Here is a 17,314-nt window from a genome sequence, read left to right on the forward strand (position 1 = left end):
GTAAATCAGGTGGATGCCGATGCCCTCACCGATGCGCGCCGGTCCGAATGGGAACGGTTGGACACCCTCAGTCGCGCCCGTCTGGACGGCGCCGGTGTCGATGAGCTCATCGTGCGGTACCGCGCCGCCTCGGCCGATCTCGCGGAGCTCAAGACGTCGGTCGGGGAGTCGCCGCAAGGCGCCTACCTCTCCACGATCCTCGTGCGCGCGCGGCTCCGGCTCACGGGTGCTGCCGACAGCATCCTCACGCAGACGTCGCGGTTCTTCCGTCTCCAACTGCCCGCAGCCCTCTACCGGCTGCGGTGGACGACCCTCGTCATCGCTCTCGCCTTCGTGGCCGTCGCCGTCGGCACCGCGGCCTGGATCGCGAGCGACCCCGCCCTCGTCGCCACTCTCGGGCCGCCCGACGCCCTTCAGCAGTACGCCGACGAGAGCTTCACGGGGTACTACACCGAGAACCCGGCAGCAGTGTTCATGGGCATGGTCTGGACGAACAACGCCTGGATCGCGATGCAGTGCGTGCTGTTCGGGGTGACCGGCATCTGGCCCGTCTACATGCTCGTGCAGAACGCCATGGGGCTGGGCACGTCCGGTGCGGTCATGGCGGTCCACGACAAGGCCGACCTCATGGTCCTGTACATCCTTCCGCACGGCATGCTCGAGATGACGTGCATCTTCGTCGCTGCGGCCGCCGGTCTGCACATGTTCTGGGCCTGGGTCGCCCCGGGCCACCGCACGCGCGGCGAGGCGCTCGCGGAGGAGGGCAGGGCGCTGGCCACCGTCGCCCTCGGTCTCGTGTTCGCGCTCTTCCTCTCCGGACTCGTCGAGGGTTTCGTCACCGGATGGGCCCTGCCCTGGCCGGTCAAGATCGGCATCGGTGCCGCGGCCCTCGCGGTCTTCCTCATCTACATGCTCGTGATCGGCCGACGCGCTTCTCGTCGCGGCGAGACCGGTGATCTCGTGGAGTACGAGTCCGGCACGCCGCGGCTCGTCGCCGGGTGAGGGTCGGCGTCCGCGGTCAGAGCCGCCCCGCCGCCTTGAGCTCGAGGTAGCGGTCGGCGATCCGCGGCGGGAGGTCTTCGGGGTCCGCGGCGATGGCCTCGCCGCCGGCCCGACGGATCGCGTCCGCGACGTTCTCGGCGTCCCGGAGCGTGCGCTCGGCGGCGGCGGCGAGATAGACGTCCTCGCGTGATCCTCGGGCGCGGGCCAGCGCGGCGATGCCGTCATCGGTCACCGACCCGACGAGCACCGTCGTCGCGCGCGAGGCGTCCGGGAAGGCCCCGAGGAAGCCCCGGGCGGACTCGGCCGCGTCCTGAGCGGTGAGCACGACGACGAGGGACGGCCGCGTCGTCAGCGTGCGCACCGCCGCGAAGGCCGCATGCCAGTCCGTGTCGACGAGGCGGGCGTGCACCGGAGCCATCGCATCGGTGAGCGCGGGCAGGAGCGCGGCGCCGTCCACTCCGGTCACCCGTGCCCGGGTGACCCTGTCGTGCATGAGGAGGTGGACGTGATCCCCCGCCCGTGCGGCGAGCGCCGACAGCAGGAGCGCCGCCTCCAACGCCGCATCGAGCCGCGTGCCGTCACCGACCCTGGCGGCGGCCGTGCGCCCGGTGTCGACGATGAGGACCACATGCCGGTCCCGCTCGGGACGCCACGTGCGGAGCATCGTCGAGCCCGCCCGCGCCGTCGCCCGCCAGTCGATGGAGCGCACGTCGTCCCCGCGGACGTACTCGCGCAGCGAGTCGAACTCGGTGCCCTGGCCGCGGACCTGGATGCTCGTGTTGCCGTCGAGCTCGCGCAGGCGCGCCAACCGGGAGGGCAGATGCTTGCGCGAGGTGAAGGCGGGGAGCACGCGGATCGCGCCGCGGACGGGGTGCTGCGCCTGTCGGCCGGCGAGCCCCAGGGGCCCTCGGGAACGGAGCGCGACGAAGGCACTGACGAGTTCGCCCCGGCGCCGCGGACGCAGGGGGATGTCCACCCGCCGTCGTTCGCCGGGCGGGATGCGCAGGTGCTGCCGCTCGGATGGCGCTCCCGCGGTGGGCTGCCAGGCGTCGCGGAGGAGGACGTCGAGCATCCGCGTCCCCCGGTTCTGCACCGCCACGCTGACCGGGATCAACTCGCCGAGGCGCGCGCGCGACGGGACACGACGGGTGACGGTCGCCGCGCGCGGGTCGCCTGCGAAGACGAGATCGACGGCGACGAGGAGGACGCAGAGACCGATCCACCCGCCCAGGACGGCGTAGGGTGGGAAGCCCGCCAGTCCGGCGAGGACCAGCGGCACGATGCCGACGGCGAGGGCGACGGCGAGACGGCCCGTGACGAACACCTAGATCGGCACCCGGGTCTGCTGGACCACCGACGTCAGCACGGCGTCCGCGGACACGCCCTCCATCTGGGCGTCGGGGCGGAGCTGCAGGCGATGCCGCCACACCGGGACGAGCATCGTCTGGACGTGGTCCGGGGTCACAGCGGTGGAGGCGTTCAGCCACGCCCAGGCCTTCGCCGCGGCGAGGAGGCCTGTCGAGGCGCGCGGGCTGGCGCCGAGCTCCACGGATGGCGACTGCCGGGTCGCCCGGGCCAGATCGACCACATAGCCGAGGACGTCGTCGGTCACGTCCACCCGGGCTGCGGCGCGCTGGGCGGCGCGGATCTCGTCGGCGCCGATCACCGCCTCCACTCCCGTGAGTTCGCGCGGGGAGAAGCCTTGCGCATGGCGCCGGAGCACGGCCACCTCGGCATCGCGTTCCGGCATGCCGACCACGAGCTTCATCAGGAAGCGGTCGAGCTGGGCCTCCGGCAGCGAATACGTCCCCTCGTGCTCGATCGGGTTCTGCGTCGCGGCGACGAGGAAGGGATCGGGCAGCGCGCGGCTCACGCCGTCCGCCGAGACCTGGCGTTCCTCCATCGCCTCCAGGAGCGCCGCCTGGGTCTTCGGCGGAGTGCGGTTGATCTCGTCCGCCAGCAGGATGTGGGTGAAGACCGGTCCCGCGCGGAAGTCGAACTCCCCGGTCCGGGCGTCATAGACGAGAGACCCCGTGACGTCACCCGGCATCAGGTCGGGCGTGAACTGCACCCGCTTGGTGTCGAGGCCCAATGCGCGTGCGAACGAGCGCACGACGAGGGTCTTCGCCACCCCCGGCACCCCTTCCAGCAGCACGTGGCCGCGGGCCAGGAGCGACACCAGCAGGCCGGTGACCGTGCCGGCCTGGCCCACCACCGCTTTGTCGACCTCGGTGCGGACGCGGTGCATGGCCTGCCGCAGCGCGGCGTCGTCGGCGGGACTGTTCTCGTCGGTCACGGGGTCTCCTCGGCTTCGGTCGTGAAAGGGATGCGGGGTGGACGGATGCTCATGAGCGGCTTCCCGGGGACTGTGTGCTCGTCTCCACGGCTGTCTCCAGCTCGTCCAGGCGTCGGGCGAGGGCGACGAGCGCAGCGTCATCGCCGGGCGGCGGCCCCGCCAGAAGACTCTGCAGTGTGCCGCGGGGGATCCGGAGGCGATCGGCGGCGGCGTCGGCGATCTCGTCGGCGTCCGCATGCACGGCCAGCCCGAGACGTCGCGCGAGTCGTCTTCGGGTGCCTTCTCGGAGCGCTTCGGCGGCGTGCGGGGCGTCGGCGGCCCTGGCGGTGAGGCGGGCGCGTCCGTGCATGGTCTCCGACGCACGCACGGTGACGGGGAGCGTCTCGGCGACGAGCGGACCGAATCGCCGGCCTCGGGCGACTGCGACGGCGAGGCCGGCGGTGAGCAGCAGCAGGATCGCCGGCGTGACCCATTCGGGGGTGAGCGTGCCGAGGGTGTCGGGGGAGGAGGTCTCGATATCGGTGTCTTCGAAGGAAGGCACGTACCAGACGACCCGGTCGGTCTGCCCGAGCAGGGCGAGGGCGAGCGCGGCGTTGCCGTCTTCGGCGAGAGCCGCGTTGCTGAACAGCTTCACTCCCTCGACGACCGCGCGGTATCCGTTCCTCTCGTCGACGAGGACGGCCGCGGCGCCGTCTTCGCCGAAGCAGCCGGTGACGCCGTCGGCGGGGGTGAAGAGCCGATCGGGGCGGATGTCGCCGACCTCGGCGAAGGCGGGCATGGCGCACCCGGCTGATCGCGGCGACGCCGGGCCGGAGGCGTTCTCACCGATGGCGAGCTCGCTCAGCAGGTGCGTCCCGGTGGAGAGGAAGACGACACGGTCGGCCGGGGCGAGGAGATCGGCCAGCGCGTCGTCCGAGAGGGTGTAGGGGTTGGTCAGGACAAGGGTGCTGTCCGCGTCGAGAGCGGCGACGGCTGCGGCCCGGGAGCGGACGACCTCCACCTCGACCCCCTGATCCCGCAGGATCTCGGCCAGCGCGAGAGCGCCGGTTTCCGAGCGGCTCTCCGGATCGAGGGTGCCGCGCGCGCCGGGTCCGCTCGCCGCGAGCTGGGAGGCCGCGAGGGCGACCGTGATCACGAGTGCCGCGACGAGGAGCCATCCGAGGACGGAGGCGGTGCGACGCCGCGGACGCTCGGCGGTGCCGCCGGCGGCGAGGTCGGGTGCGGTCGTCGTCATGCGGGCACCTCCTCGGGGCGGCGGGCACGGAGGCGCTCGTCGGTCGCAGCGAGGTGCCGGTAGTCGTCCTCGGTGGCCGGGTGCCGGAGATAGCGCACATCGTCGAAGCATGCGGCGGCGTGCCGGAGGGCGTCCGCCTCATCGGCGAACACCGCGCTCGCGGAGCGGGCGAGCGATTGTGCGGTCGCGCCGGGCGCCGGATCGATGAGGTCGCGCTCGAGCAGGTTGCGGGCGATCGCGCGATACCGGAGCACGACGGCGGTGTCCCAGTCCTGCTGGCGTGCGCTGCGCTCGGCATCGGCGCGGAGCTGCGCGGCGCTGCGATCGTCGGCGGCGCCGAGCAGGTCTCCCTGGGGGCGGCGGACCGCTCGCGACCGTCGGGGTCGTCCCCAGACGATCAGCGCGGTGACCAGGGCCGCGGCGATGAGGACCGTGACGACGATGAGTGCGGTCGGGCCGACGTTCGCCCCGTTGTCCCCGCTGAAGAGGTCGGTGAGGAATCGCATCACATCGCGGGCGAGCAGATCGAACCAGGTCGGCTTGGCGTCCGCGTACCGCGGGTTGGACAGCTCCTCCTCGGCCCAGCGTCGTGCCTCGTCCCCGTCCGGGACGAAGACGTCGTCGAAGCGCCGCATCATGGCTGCGGGGGGCTGCCCGGAGCCGTCCATCCGCCTCCCGCCTCGGCGGGGGGTGAGGCCGGAGGCGCCGGTGCGGGCGGGGGCGGCGGAGCGAAAGCGGGGGGAGCGGCCGGCGCCGTCTGCGCGCCGGGCGCGGGCGGCGGCGCGTACCCGGGGGGACCGTAAGCCGCGGGACCGTACCCGGGGGTGCCGTATCCGGGGGCACCGTACGCCTGCGTCATCATGACGTGCTCCGGCACCTGGCGCGGCGGGGGAGCACTGGTGACTGCTCGCGAGGGATCGACCGCGAACGGATCGCCGAGCTGCTCCTCGGGGACGCCGAGGTCGCGGCGCTCGACATGGGAGAGGAGGGCCTGGTCCAGACCCTCGTAGCGCATCCGGCAGTCGAGGTAGACGAGCACGCCGCCGGTGCTCTGCACGACGATGGCGATCGCCTGCAGGATCAGCAGGAGAACCTGCGGGGCGAGGAGGGCGAAGACGTACCCGACCACCGCGCTCGGCTCACTGGCGCCGGTCGGCGCGATGACGGTGCCGAGGAACGAGGAGAGCATGGCGGTCGGGAAGCTGACCACCTGCATCGCCAGGCCCATGATCAGGCTGATGAGGAACGTCACGCCGAATGCGACCCAGAAGCGGCCGCGGGTCAGGCGCCAGGAACGCACGAACGCCTCGCGGAAGCGGGCGCGCTCCAGCACGAGGATCGAGGGGACGAGCAGCAGCTTGGTCGACAGCCACACGGTGAGCGGGATCGCGGCCAGGCCCAGGAGGACCACGACGAGCACGACGATGCCGATCATCTCCGGGGTGCCGCCGAGGCCGCCGGCGATGAGCGCGCCGATGACGCCCGCGACGATCGCGAGGCCGCCGAAGAGGGCGACCACCGAGAGGGACGCGAAACCCGCGAGCCGCCAGAACGCCGGGGCCATCCGGCGCCACAGCATGCGCAGCGTGGCCTTGACGCCGACCGTGGCGTAGCCGATCTCGGCGGCCACGACGCCCTGCATGATCGCGGTGAACGCGATGGACGCGAGCCCGACGAGGAGTCCGGCGAGGAGGTTGATGGCGATCGTGCCGGCGAACACGGCCTCGAAGTCGGGGGAGGAGGGGGAGACCGTCTCCAACCGGGAGAACGTCGTGAACAGGACGACGCCCATCACCCCGGCCGTGGCGATGACCACGATGAGCTGGATGACGACGGCGAACCCGAACAGGACCTTCGGGTTGTGCCGCAGCGCCGCGAAGGCCTTGCCCAGCAGCATGCCGAAGGTCAGCGGGTGAAGGGGGATGATGCCCTTCCGGGGAGCTGGGGTCCACGTCTGGCCGCTCACGGGCCTCCCTCCGTCGTGCGCTCCCATCGTGTCATATCCTCGCGCTGAGGCGCAGACCTGCGGAGGGCGGGACTCGGTGCCATAAGGTAACAGTTATGACCTCACGCATCCTTGTGGTCGACGACGACACCGCGCTCGCCGAGATGATCGGCATCGTGCTGCGCACGGAGGGATTCGAGCCGGTGTTCTGCGCGGACGGCGCGCGCGCCGTCGACGAGTGGCGCGCGCAGCGTCCCGACCTGGTGCTCCTCGACCTGATGCTCCCCGGTATGGACGGCATCGAGATCTGCACGCGGATCCGCGCCGAGTCGGGGGTGCCGATCATCATGCTGACGGCACGCAGCGACACGGCAGACGTGGTGCGCGGTCTCGAGGTCGGCGCCGACGACTACATGGTCAAGCCGTTCAATCCCAAGGAGCTCGTGGCCCGCATCCGCACCCGGCTGCGGCCGACGCCGCAGGCCTCCAGCGAGCAGCTGCGGATCGGCGACCTCACCGTCGACGTGGACGCGCACGAGGTGCGCCGCGGGACGACCCCGATCGCCCTCACTCCTCTGGAGTTCCAGCTCCTCGTGGCCCTCGCCTCCAAACCGCAGCAGGTGTTCTCCCGGGAGATGCTCCTCGAGCAGGTCTGGGGCTACCACTACAAGGCCGACACCCGGCTCGTGAACGTGCACGTGCAGCGCCTGCGGGCGAAGGTGGAGCTCGACCCGGACAACCCCAAGATCGTCATGACGGTCCGCGGCGTGGGCTACCGCGCCGGCAGCGTCACCTAGGGACCCCATGGCCGCGACGACAGCGACCACGGCCGTCGCCGTCCTCCGCGACTGGCGCGGTTGGCCGGACGTGCTGGCGGCGCTGTGGCGACGCTCGCTCCGGTTCCGCACGCTCGCGATCACCCTGGTCGCCACGTCGCTGGCGATCTTCATCACGTGCGTCACGATGGCGCTCGTCATCCAGAACGACCTCTTCGTGTCCCGGAAGAACGTCGCGCTGGAGGACGCACGGCGAGCAGTGGACCAGGCACAGTCGCTCCTGGACGTGGCGGAGGTGGGCGACGATCCCGCCGCTCTGACCGATCTGTGGAACGGCATCCCCGACACCCTCTCCCGTACGTCGAGTGCCGACCTGCTCGCCGGCTTCAAGATCCAGGACGGCTCGGGGGCGGTCCGGCTCAACGGGTTCACCGCCGGACTCACGCCGGATCTGCTGAGCCCCGAGCTGCAGGCCAGGGTCCGCGAGTTCGACGACCGGCAGGCCTGGCAGTCCGTCGCCCTGCCCACGGAGGACGGCGGCGTGGTGCCGGGCATCGTCGTGGGGCAGCAGCTCCAGGTGCCGCAGGCCGGATCCTTCGAGATCTACTTCGCCTACGACCTCGCCGATGCCGACCAGACCCTCGTCTTCGTGCAGCGCACCCTGTGGATCGCCGGGATCGGGCTGGTGGCCATCGTCGCGGCCATCTCCTGGATCGTGCTGCGGACGGTGTCCACTCCGATCGTCCAGGCAGCGGAGACGAGCGCACGGCTCGCGGCGGGCGATCTCGGGGTGCGGCTGGAGGTGCACGGCGAGGACGAGCTCGCGACCCTCGGCCGCTCCTTCAATGCGATGGCCGACAGCATCGAGGCGCAGATCAAGGAGCTCGGCGAGCTGTCCATGGTCCAGCAGCGCTTCGTGTCCGACGTGTCGCACGAGCTGAGGACCCCGCTGACGACGATCCGCCTCGCCGCAGACATGCTCAACGACCAGCGCGACGAGTTCGACCCCACGACCGCACGCACCGCCGAGCTCCTGCACGCGCAGGTGCAGCGGTTCGACACGCTTCTGGCCGACCTGCTGGAGATCAGCCGCTACGACGCGGGGTCCGTGCAGCTCGAGCTGGAGGCGACGAGTCTCGCGCAGCTCGCCGAGGACGTCATCGAGCAGATGCGGCCGCTCGCGGAAGGACACGGCACGGAGGTCCGTCTGGTGGCGCCGGGGGGTTACTCGCCGGTGGACATGGACCCGCGCCGCGTGCGGCGGGTGCTGCGCAATCTCATCGGCAACGCGATCGAGCATGGAGAGGGACGCCCGGTCGTCGTCACGGTGGACAGCAACCAGCACGCGGTGGCGGCGGGTGTCCGCGACTTCGGGCTCGGCATGGACCCCGGGGACGCGGAACGGGTGTTCGATCGTTTCTGGCGGGCCGATCCGTCGCGTCAGCGCACCATCGGCGGCACGGGGCTCGGTCTGTCGATCGCCCTCGGCGACGCCACGCTGCACGGCGGGACCCTGGCGGTCTGGTCGGAGCTCGGCGTCGGCTCGCACTTCGTGCTCACCATCCCGCGCCACGACGGAGTGCTGGACGGTCCGAGCCCGATCCCGGTGGAGCCGCAGGAGCCGCTCGCCGAACTCGGCGATGCCACGCAGCCGATCTCCATCGCCGAGGCGTACTCCGATCTGCTCGACGGGAAGGATCAGTCATGAGCACGCGCACGAGGAGTCGATTCGTCCGTGGCGCCGCACTGGCGTTGGTCGCGCTCCTGCTTCCCGCGTGCGCCGGGCTGCCGACGAGCGGAGACGTCGCCGTCGGACTGGAGCTGGGGGAGTCGCCTGACGACGTCGATGTGCTCCCGGTGGCCTCCGGTCCCGTGGCGGGGGCGGGGCCGGAAGAGATCGTGGAGGGGTTCCTCGAAGCCGGCATCACCACCTCAGACAACTGGGCGACGGCCCGAGAGTTCCTGGCCCCGCCGCTGCAGCGCAGCTGGCGGCCTTCGGCGGGGGTTTCCATCGACGCCGGGCCGGAAGCCCGCACGTTCACCTCCGACCTCGCCGACGACCAGGTCGAAGACGCCGAGGAGGCCGAGGTCCAGGTCCTGCTCGAGCTGGTCGCGAGCGTCGACGACTCCGGGGCGTACAGCGGCGCCCCCGGCGATTCGAGCGTGCCGTTCGCTCTCGCCCGTGGCGAGGACGGCGAGTGGCGGATCACCGAGGCACCGGACGGCGTGGTGATCGACCAGAGCAGGTTCCCGAACGTGTTCGAGGGATACTCGCTGCAATGGTTCGATGCGCGCTGGTCGCGGCTGGTCCCGGACATGCGATGGTTCCCGCGGCGCCAGAGTCCGGCGACGACCGTCACGCAGGCACTCGTCAGCGGGACGCCGGCGGAGTGGCTCGATCCGGCTGTGCAGACGGCTTTCCCCGCAGACGTCCAGCTGGCCCAGGACGCGGTGCTGATCACGGGGCAGGCGGCGGAGGTGGCGTTGACGCGCCCCGCGGCGAGCCTGGACGACACCACCCTGGCCCGGATGCGCACACAGCTGCAAGCCACTCTGAAGGCCGCGGGGGTGAACGTCACCCAGGTGCGTTTCAGCGTCGACGGCCGAGCGCTCGATGCGGGGGTCGTCGACGTCGTGGGCACCACGCCGGAGCCGGGGACGCTCGTGCTGAAGGACGGCAGGTTCGGTCGCATCGTCGGCGACGAGATCGCGTCGATCCCCGGGATCAGTGCGCAGATCCAGGCCGTTCCGCAGCCGATCTCGGCGATCGACGTGGCCGCGGACGATGCGACCGCCGCGTTGCAGCTGAACGACGGCCACGTGTACCTGGCGACCGAGGATGCCCGCAACGAGCTGGACGCGCGCCCGGGTCTCGTGCAGCCGTCCCTCGATCCCTATGGCTACGTGTGGTCGGTGCCCGCGGGAGCGCCACAGGCACTGCTCGCGGTCGGCCCGGACGTCGTCGGGCACGAGGTCGCCGGCGCGTGGCCGAACGCGTCGGCCATCTCCGACATCCGGGTCGCCGCGGACGGCGCCAGGGTCGCGGCGGTGGTGCGCGTCGGCGGCCAGCTCTGGGTCGTCGTCGCGGCGATCGTCCGGGACGGCGCCGGGGTGCCCACAGAGCTCGGTGAGGTACGACAGCTCATCCAGCTCACCGAGCCGTCGACCGGGCTCGTCTGGCTGGGACCCGATCGGCTTGCCGTGCTCACGGACTCCACGACGCCCCGGTTGATCGTGCAGCCGGTCGGCGGACCGGCATCGGCGGAGAGCGCGCCCAGCGATGCCGCGTCCATCGCCGGTGCCAGGACTCCTGCGGGCGTGCGCATCCTGGACACCACGGGGCAGTTGTTCGCGCACGCCGGTTCGGCGTGGCGGGAGATCGCCGAAGAGGTATCCGTCCTCGCCACACGCGCCGGCGAATGACCCTTCCTGCACGGAACGGGATCCCTCTCGATCGATCTCACCGCTGCCACGGGATGACACGCGAGCACGTTTCCGGCGGCAGGATCTCCGCATGGGGATCACGACACGGATCGGCGCGCTCGCCGCGGAGACCGGGGCGTTGCTGCTCGCGGCGAGCTGCGCGGGGTGCGAGCATCCCGGTATCGTGCTGTGCGACTCCTGCCTGGGCGCGCTCGCTCCCGTGCCGCGGGAGGTGCGTACCCCGGACGGGCTGCGGGTCCGAGCCGCCCTCGTCTTGGACGGCCCGGCCGCTTCCTGCATCCGGCGGCTGAAGGGAGCGGGGCAGACCGTGCTGGCCCGGCCGCTGGGCGCCGCACTCGCCGCTGTGCTCCTGCCCGCCCTCGTGCCGGGGGCGTGGGTGATCCCCGTCCCCACTTCGCGGGCCGCGTTCCGCCGGCGCGGCTACCGCGTGCCTGAGCTCCTGGTGCGGCGCGCGGGCGTGGAGCCGCAACGCGTCCTCGCCGTCACCCGTCGCGTGCGGGATCAGCGGGAGCTGCCTGCTGCGGCGAGGTCCGACAACGTCCGCGGGGCGATGCGCGCGCGCCGACAGGGGCACGGTGCGCCTGCGGTCCTGGTGGACGACGTGGTGACGACGGGGGCCACGCTCGACGAGTCCACGCGAGCCCTCACCGCCGTCGGATTCGTCGTCGTCGGGGCCGTCGCGCTCGCCGCCACGCCGTCGCCGACCGAATCCGGATGAGGTTCATCGGAGACTCACCGGAGACACAGGGTCTCAGGCCGTGACATCCGGCGCGGGTCGGACTACGGTGGGGTGTCACAAGGCGACCACGGTCCGCCCTTGGCCGGGTGGACCGGGACAAGGAGGCAGCAATGGAAACGAGCATCGTGGGCGTCGGAGTGGGCATCACCGATCGCTTCCGCACCGTCGTCGAAGAGAAGATCGCCAAGATCCAGACACTCGCCGCCAAGGCGCAACGACTGGACGTGAAGGTCACGCACCGGGTCTACCGCAACGGGCGCATCCCGGACGAGACGGTCGAGCTGACGCTGGTCGGCAAGGGCCCGGTGGTCCGTGCCGAGGCCGTCGACGGCGACAAGTTCGTGGCGCTCGACCTCGCGATCGACAAGATGACGGAGCAGCTGCGCCGCGCGAAGGAGAAGCGCGTCGACGGACGACAGCATCCGCGCGGCCCGCACTTCGAGAAGGGCAGCGGTTCGCTCGAGGGCATCGACGTGCAGCCCGCCTCCGCTGAGGTGCTGCACGCGGTCGCGACCGGCAGCATCCCGGTGCAGAGCGAGGAGGAGGAGGACTACTCGCCTGTCGTCATCCGCACGAAGAGCTTCGAGGCGGAGTGGATGACGGTGGAGGAGGCCGTCGACCGGATGGAGCTCGTCGGGCACGACTTCTTCCTCTTCGTCGATGCGCGCACCGACCACCCGAGCGTGGTCTACCGCCGCAAGGGCTGGGACTACGGAGTCATCGCTCTGAGCACGCAGGCTCCGCCCGCCGAGGCGCTCGCCTCCTGATACGACCGAGAACGGCCCGACCCCCGCGGGGGTCGGGCCGTTCTCGTGCGGGGACCGGACGGCGTCAGTCGAAGATGCCGTCGAGGATGCTGCCGATGACGAGCCCGCCGAGGATGCCGGAGGCGAGATCGCCGCCACCCATCCCGCCGCCGCGGCGCGGACCGCCGCCCCAGCCGCCGCCCCAGTCCTGGTCCTGCGGGCGGGACGAGTCGATGTCCCGCTGCGCGAGCTGGAGGGCCTCCGCGGCGAGGTGCGCGACCCGGCGGGCCTGGGCGAGCGCCGCCTCGCGGGTCTCTTCGGCCGGAAGCAGGGCCGGGAGATCGACGCGGAGTCGTTCCGCCTCGGCGAGACGGGTACGCGCATCGGCGCCGATCCATCCGCGATGCCCGGCGATGAGCCCGCGGGCGACGCCCAGCTGGCGGTCGGCGTCGTCGATCGCGTGCTGGACCTGCGCGATGCTCGGCAGCGGATTCTCGGCACGATGCCGGGCCGTGGCGATCGCCTCGTCGAGACCGGCGTTGGCCTCGCGCAGACGCGAGAGCTCGGCGAACGGGTCGTTGGGCTGGCCCGAGGGGGTGAGCGCGGCCAGGGCCGCCTGCAGTCGGGCGACGGCCTCCGCCACGGCGGGCGTGGAGGGAGCGGTCCGGGCGGCGATGAGGTCGTTGCGGGAGTCGGCGATGACCTCGGCCAGGGTCGACTCGGCGCGCAGGGCCTCGATCTCGAAGTCCTCCACCGCGTCGAGCAGGGCAGCGGCGCGACGCGTCGCCTCGGTGGCCGTCTCCAGCGCGAGGTTCGCCTCCTCGTTCTGCTTCGCGGCGCGGCGGCGCTCCGAGATGTCGGCGCTGTGGGTGGCGAAACGGATCAGCTGCTCCGCCTCGGCCGCACTGGCGGTGATCTGATGCATGGCGGAGTCGGAGTAGCGCGCGGACAGCCGGGACACCGTCTCGTCCGTCTGCGGGATGCGGGCGCTCAGCGCCTCGGCGTCCGCGCGGACCTGGGCGATGATCTCGGGCGCGCGCCGCACCTTCGCGACGGACTCCGCGAGCACGGTGGTCTTCTCGTCGAGGAGGTCCTGGGCCCAGTCGCAGAGCTGCAGGATGCGCGCGTTCCGCGTGCGCAGCTCCTCGTCGGTGTCCGGGATCTCGTCGTGGTTGAGCTGGTGGAGCTGGAAGGCCTCGCGCAGGTGCGTGCGCACCGACAGCAGCGCGGCCTTGAGGTCGGCGGTCAGGGACTCCCCGAGCTCGGCCTCCGCGAAGACGAGCTCGTCGGAGGTGGTACGGATGCGCTCGTCGGCGGCGACGAGTGCCTGTTCCGCACGCCGGGCGAGGTCCGCGTCCTGTGCGGCGAGTTCTTCCTGTTCGCGTTTGCGTCTGCCCCAAAATCCAGCCATGTGCCGATCCTAGTTTCCCGGGCGCGTGCGCGGGCTGAGCATCCGCTCCAGGCGAACGGCCGGCACCGCGGGCTGGTGCTTCAGGCGGGGAGGGCGACGGGATCGCCGCCGGCGACGGGCGAGGGCGCCGCCTTCGCGGGGCGTCCTCGCTTGGGGCGTTCGGTGGTCAGCTCCAGGGCCATCTCGGGATGGGGGTGTTGCGCGAGTCGGGCCTCCGCCTGGTCGAGCCACCGGAGTTCGGCCTCCGCGGCGCAGACGAGCGAGTCGAGGACGAGCGACCACGCGAGATCCTCGGGGCTGCCCGCCGCGAGCCCGGGGGAGGGCGTGCGGCGCAGCTCCTCCAGCCGCTGCTGCGAGGCGTCCCGCTGGCGGCGGAGGATGGTCGCGGCGTCCACTCCGGGCAACGTCGCGGCGACCGCGAGCTTCACGGCGAGCTCCTCGCGCGTCGCCGGAGCGCGGAGCACCGGAGCGGCGAGCCAGCGCGCCGCTTCGGCCGAGCCCGCTGCGGTGATGCGCCAGTAGACGTGGCCGTGCTCGTCGGCCTCCCCGCGCTGGACCAGCCCGTCGCGCTCGAGCCGCTCCAGGGTGTTGTAGATCTGGCCGACGTTGAGCGGCCAGGTCGATCCGGTCCGGCGGTCGAACTCGTGGCGCAGCTGGTAGCCGTAGCAGGGGCCCTGATCGAGGATGGCGAGCAGGCTCTGGCGTACGGACATGACCGGTCTCCTGAAAGCTGGCGGATGGAAAGCAGTGCCGAGTATATGCATACCGGGCAACTTCCCGGACGCGGCGCGGCGGACCCATGCAGGCGACGTGGAGGTCACAGGCCGGTAACATGGCAAAGTATGCCTGGCGCTCGCCTCACGGCGGCCGGCGAATGACCCAATGACAGGGAGATGACATCCGTGGCGAATCCTCTTGAGAAGCTGCTGCGCGCAGGTGAGGGGCGGATCATCCGCCGTCTGAACCAGGTGGTGAAGGCGGTGAACGCCCTCGAGGAGGACATCTCCCAGCTCACGGACGACGAGCTGCGCAACGAGACCGCCGAGCTGCGTGCCCGCTACGAGAAGGGCGAGACGCTCGACCAGCTCATGCCAGAGGCCTTCGCCGCGGTGCGCGAGGCCGCCAAGCGGACGCTCGGCATGCGCGCGTACGACGTGCAGATCATGGGTGGCGCGGCCCTGCACCTCGGGAACATCGCCGAGATGAAGACCGGTGAGGGCAAGACCCTCGTCGCCACCTTCCCCGCGTACCTGAACGCGATCGCCGGCGAGGGCGTGCACGTCATCACCGTGAACGACTTCCTCGCGAGCTACCAGGCAGAGCTCATGGGCCGCGTCTACCGCGCCCTCGGCATGACGACGGGCATCATCGTGTCCGGTCAGACGCCCGCCGTGCGCCGCGAGCAGTACGCGGCCGACATCACCTACGGCACGAACAACGAGTTCGGCTTCGACTACCTCCGCGACAACATGGCCTGGCGCAAGGAGGACCTCGTCCAGCGCGAGCACTTCTTCGCGATCGTCGACGAGGTGGACTCCATCCTCATCGACGAGGCGCGCACGCCGCTCATCATCTCCGGGCCGTCCTCCGGCGAGGCGAACCGCTGGTTCGCGGAGTTCGCCAAGATCGCTCGCACGCTCGTCGCCGGCGAGGACTACGAGGTCGACGAGAAGAAGCGCACCGTCGGCGTCCTGGAGCCGGGCATCGAGAAGGTCGAGGACTACCTCGGCATCGACAACCTCTACGAGTCCGCCAACACGCCGCTCATCTCGTTCCTGAACAACTCGATCAAGGCGCTCGCGCTGTTCAAGAAGGACACCGACTACGTCGTGATGAACGACGAGGTCATGATCGTCGACGAGCACACCGGGCGCATCCTCGTGGGACGCCGCTACAACGAGGGCATCCACCAGGCGATCGAGGCGAAGGAGGGGGTGCCGGTCAAGGCCGAGAACCAGACCCTCGCCACCGTCACGCTGCAGAACTACTTCCGCCTCTACGACAAGCTCGCCGGCATGACCGGTACCGCCGAGACCGAGGCCGCCGAGTTCATGTCGACGTACAAGCTCGGCGTCATCCCGATCCCGACCAACAAGCCGATGATCCGCAAGGACCAGCCGGACCTGGTGTACAAGAACGAAGCCGCGAAGTTCGCGCAGGTCGTCGAGGACATCGCGGAGCGCCACGCGAGCGGGCAGCCGGTGCTCGTCGGCACCACCAGCGTCGAGAAGAGCGAGTACCTGTCGCGCCTGCTCGCCAAGAAGGGCGTCAAGCACGAGGTCCTGAACGCGAAGAACCACGCCCGTGAGGCGGAGATCGTCGCCCGCGCCGGCCGCCTCGGCGCCGTGACGGTCGCGACGAACATGGCCGGACGAGGCACCGACATCATGCTCGGCGGAAACGCCGAGTTCCTCGCGGTGCAGGAGCTCAAGGCGAAGGGACTCGACCCGGTGGAGACGCCGGAGGAGTACGAGGTCGCGTGGGACGAGACCTACGAGACCATGAAGAAGGTGGTCGAGGAGGAGGCCGAGAAGGTCATCGAAGCCGGTGGCCTCTACGTGCTCGGCACCGAGCGCCACGAGTCGCGCCGCATCGACAACCAGCTGCGCGGTCGGTCCGGTCGCCAGGGCGACCCCGGCGAGAGCCGCTTCTACCTGAGCCTCACCGACGACCTCATGCGGCTGTTCCAGTCCGGCGCCGCCGAGGCGATCCTCGCCCGCACGAACTTCCCTGACGACGTGCCGATCGAGTCGGGTCTCGTGTCCCGGGCGATCCGCAGCGCGCAGTCGCAGGTCGAGGCCCGCAACGCCGAGATGCGCAAGAACGTCCTCAAGTACGACGACGTCCTCAACCGTCAGCGCGAGGCGATCTATGCCGACCGCCGCCACATCCTCCAGGGCGACGACATCGCCGATCGGGTGCAGCACTTCATCGAGGACGCGATCAGCGGCGTCGTGAAGGACCACACCGGCGAGGGCCACAACGAGAGCTGGGACTTCGACGCCCTCTGGACCGAGCTGAAGACCCTGTACCCGGTGAGCGTCACGATCGACGAGGTCGTGTCGGAGGCTGCAGGACGCAAGGGCGGCATCACCGCCGAGGGCCTGACGCGCGAGCTGCTCTCGGATGCGAAGATCGCCTACGAGAAGCGCGAGGAGTCGCTGGGCGAGGCCGCGACCCGCGAGCTCGAGCGTCGCGTCGTCCTGCAGGTGCTCGACCGCCGCTGGCGCGACCACCTGTACGAGATGGACTACCTCAAGGACGGCATCGGCCTCCGGGCGATGGCGCAGCGCGATCCGCTCATCGAGTACCAGCGCGAGGGCTACGCGATGTTCCAGTCGATGATGGGCCAGATCAAGGAGGAGTCGGTCGGCTACCTCTACAACCTCGAGGTCGAGGTCCGTCGCGCCGGCGACGCCGAGACGGCGGAGGTCGAGGCCAAGGGGCTCGCCACCGACGGGGGAGAGCAGCGCCTGGAGTACTCGGCGGCGAACGACGCCGGCGAGGTCGAGGTCCGCAACGACCGCGGGCAGGTGCAGCAGGCCGCGACCGAGCGGATGCGCCAGGCTGCGGCTCGGGCGCAGGCTCCGCAGCAGGCCGAACCGGAGGAGGCCCCGCGCGGCGCCTTCGGGCAGCGCACGGAGGCGGCCGCCCCGGCGGCGGGCAACCGCGAGCAGCGGCGCGCGCAGAGCAAGAAGAAGAAGTAGGCCTTCGGGTGACG

14 protein-coding genes are annotated in these 17,314 nt (G+C 71.3%); 7 read left to right on the top strand and 7 right to left on the bottom strand.

The window, feature by feature from the left end:
• Positions 1–9 precede the first annotated feature (9 nt).
• Entirely contained in the window at positions 10–1,002 is a 993-nt protein-coding gene (locus KZC57_RS15610) for a stage II sporulation protein M (protein WP_105949559.1), read from the top strand.
• 16 nt (positions 1,003–1,018) lie between these two features.
• On the opposite strand, the gene KZC57_RS15615 is transcribed toward KZC57_RS15610, so the two are convergent.
• From KZC57_RS15615 to KZC57_RS15635, 5 genes are all read right to left on the bottom strand, one after another.
• Complete coding sequence (locus KZC57_RS15615; protein ID WP_247642150.1) at positions 1,019–2,326, bottom strand: DUF58 domain-containing protein; 1,308 nt, start codon at positions 2,324–2,326, stop codon at positions 1,019–1,021.
• On the bottom strand, positions 2,327–3,250 hold the full coding sequence (locus KZC57_RS15620; protein ID WP_231919692.1) for a MoxR family ATPase: 924 nt from the start codon (positions 3,248–3,250) through the stop codon (positions 2,327–2,329). It lies immediately after the preceding gene.
• Between the two features lie 97 nt (positions 3,251–3,347).
• The gene (locus KZC57_RS15625) at positions 3,348–4,532 is read right to left on the bottom strand and encodes a DUF4350 domain-containing protein (protein WP_247642151.1); all 1,185 of its coding nucleotides are present in this window, start codon (positions 4,530–4,532) and stop codon (positions 3,348–3,350) included.
• The gene (locus KZC57_RS15630) at positions 4,529–5,200 is read right to left on the bottom strand and encodes a DUF4129 domain-containing protein (protein ID WP_247642152.1); all 672 of its coding nucleotides are present in this window, start codon (positions 5,198–5,200) and stop codon (positions 4,529–4,531) included. The genes KZC57_RS15625 and KZC57_RS15630 overlap by 4 nt, the downstream gene beginning before the upstream one ends.
• Positions 5,167–6,498, bottom strand: coding sequence for a glycerophosphoryl diester phosphodiesterase membrane domain-containing protein (locus tag KZC57_RS15635; RefSeq protein WP_247642153.1), 1,332 nt, complete (start codon positions 6,496–6,498; stop codon positions 5,167–5,169). Before KZC57_RS15635 ends, KZC57_RS15630 begins: the two co-directional genes overlap by 34 nt.
• A 95-nt stretch (positions 6,499–6,593) precedes the next feature.
• Between KZC57_RS15635 and mtrA the strand changes: the two genes are divergently transcribed.
• The 5 genes from mtrA (at position 6,594) to hpf (ending at position 12,203) form a co-directional block, all read left to right on the top strand.
• A complete protein-coding gene (gene mtrA, locus KZC57_RS15640; RefSeq protein WP_025103044.1) occupies positions 6,594–7,274 on the top strand; it encodes an MtrAB system response regulator MtrA in 681 nt (226 codons plus the stop codon).
• Between the two features lie 7 nt (positions 7,275–7,281).
• Complete coding sequence (gene mtrB / locus KZC57_RS15645) at positions 7,282–8,961, top strand: MtrAB system histidine kinase MtrB (protein ID WP_071328285.1); 1,680 nt, start codon at positions 7,282–7,284, stop codon at positions 8,959–8,961.
• Complete coding sequence (locus KZC57_RS15650) at positions 8,958–10,676, top strand: LpqB family beta-propeller domain-containing protein (protein WP_247642154.1); 1,719 nt, start codon at positions 8,958–8,960, stop codon at positions 10,674–10,676. The genes mtrB and KZC57_RS15650 overlap by 4 nt, the downstream gene beginning before the upstream one ends.
• 91 nt (positions 10,677–10,767) lie before the next feature.
• Entirely contained in the window at positions 10,768–11,415 is a 648-nt protein-coding gene (locus tag KZC57_RS15655) for a ComF family protein (protein ID WP_247642155.1), read from the top strand.
• Positions 11,416–11,546: 131 nt separating this feature from the next.
• On the top strand, positions 11,547–12,203 hold the full coding sequence (gene hpf, locus KZC57_RS15660) for a ribosome hibernation-promoting factor, HPF/YfiA family (protein WP_025103048.1): 657 nt from the start codon (positions 11,547–11,549) through the stop codon (positions 12,201–12,203).
• A 64-nt stretch (positions 12,204–12,267) separates the two neighbouring features.
• Here hpf and KZC57_RS15665 read toward each other — a convergent pair whose 3' ends face one another.
• Together KZC57_RS15665 and KZC57_RS15670 are read right to left on the bottom strand one after the other, a co-directional pair.
• The gene (locus KZC57_RS15665) at positions 12,268–13,593 is read right to left on the bottom strand and encodes a hypothetical protein (protein WP_060923275.1); all 1,326 of its coding nucleotides are present in this window, start codon (positions 13,591–13,593) and stop codon (positions 12,268–12,270) included.
• An 80-nt stretch (positions 13,594–13,673) separates the two neighbouring features.
• Positions 13,674–14,306, bottom strand: a complete 633-nt coding sequence (locus tag KZC57_RS15670; protein WP_083371053.1) for a PadR family transcriptional regulator — start codon at positions 14,304–14,306, stop codon at positions 13,674–13,676.
• A 189-nt stretch (positions 14,307–14,495) separates the two neighbouring features.
• Here KZC57_RS15670 and secA point away from each other — a divergent pair, with 189 nt between their 5' ends.
• Positions 14,496–17,300, top strand: coding sequence for a preprotein translocase subunit SecA (secA, locus tag KZC57_RS15675; protein ID WP_083371093.1), 2,805 nt, complete (start codon positions 14,496–14,498; stop codon positions 17,298–17,300).
• The last annotated feature ends 14 nt before the right edge of the window (positions 17,301–17,314 follow it).

Origin of the sequence: Microbacterium sp. KSW4-4 (assembly GCF_023091185.1) — a bacterium.
In the GTDB taxonomy this organism is placed as follows: Bacteria; Actinomycetota; Actinomycetes; order Actinomycetales; family Microbacteriaceae; genus Microbacterium; species Microbacterium paraoxydans.

Excerpts from the sequence above, each read along its gene's own strand:
- KZC57_RS15650 (WP_247642154.1), top strand. The coding sequence starts at position 8,958 with ATGAGCACGCGCACGAGGAGTCGATTCGTCCGTGGCGCCGCACTGGCG.
- KZC57_RS15665 (WP_060923275.1), bottom strand. The coding sequence starts at position 13,593 with ATGGCTGGATTTTGGGGCAGACGCAAACGCGAACAGGAAGAACTCGCC.
- hpf (WP_025103048.1), top strand. The coding sequence starts at position 11,547 with ATGGAAACGAGCATCGTGGGCGTCGGAGTGGGCATCACCGATCGCTTC.
- KZC57_RS15625 (WP_247642151.1), bottom strand. The coding sequence starts at position 4,532 with ATGACGACGACCGCACCCGACCTCGCCGCCGGCGGCACCGCCGAGCGT.
- KZC57_RS15630 (WP_247642152.1), bottom strand. The coding sequence starts at position 5,200 with ATGGACGGCTCCGGGCAGCCCCCCGCAGCCATGATGCGGCGCTTCGAC.
- KZC57_RS15655 (WP_247642155.1), top strand. The coding sequence starts at position 10,768 with ATGGGGATCACGACACGGATCGGCGCGCTCGCCGCGGAGACCGGGGCG.
- KZC57_RS15670 (WP_083371053.1), bottom strand. The coding sequence starts at position 14,306 with ATGTCCGTACGCCAGAGCCTGCTCGCCATCCTCGATCAGGGCCCCTGC.
- mtrB (WP_071328285.1), top strand. The coding sequence starts at position 7,282 with ATGGCCGCGACGACAGCGACCACGGCCGTCGCCGTCCTCCGCGACTGG.
- mtrA (WP_025103044.1), top strand. The coding sequence starts at position 6,594 with ATGACCTCACGCATCCTTGTGGTCGACGACGACACCGCGCTCGCCGAG.
- KZC57_RS15620 (WP_231919692.1), bottom strand. The coding sequence starts at position 3,250 with ATGCACCGCGTCCGCACCGAGGTCGACAAAGCGGTGGTGGGCCAGGCC.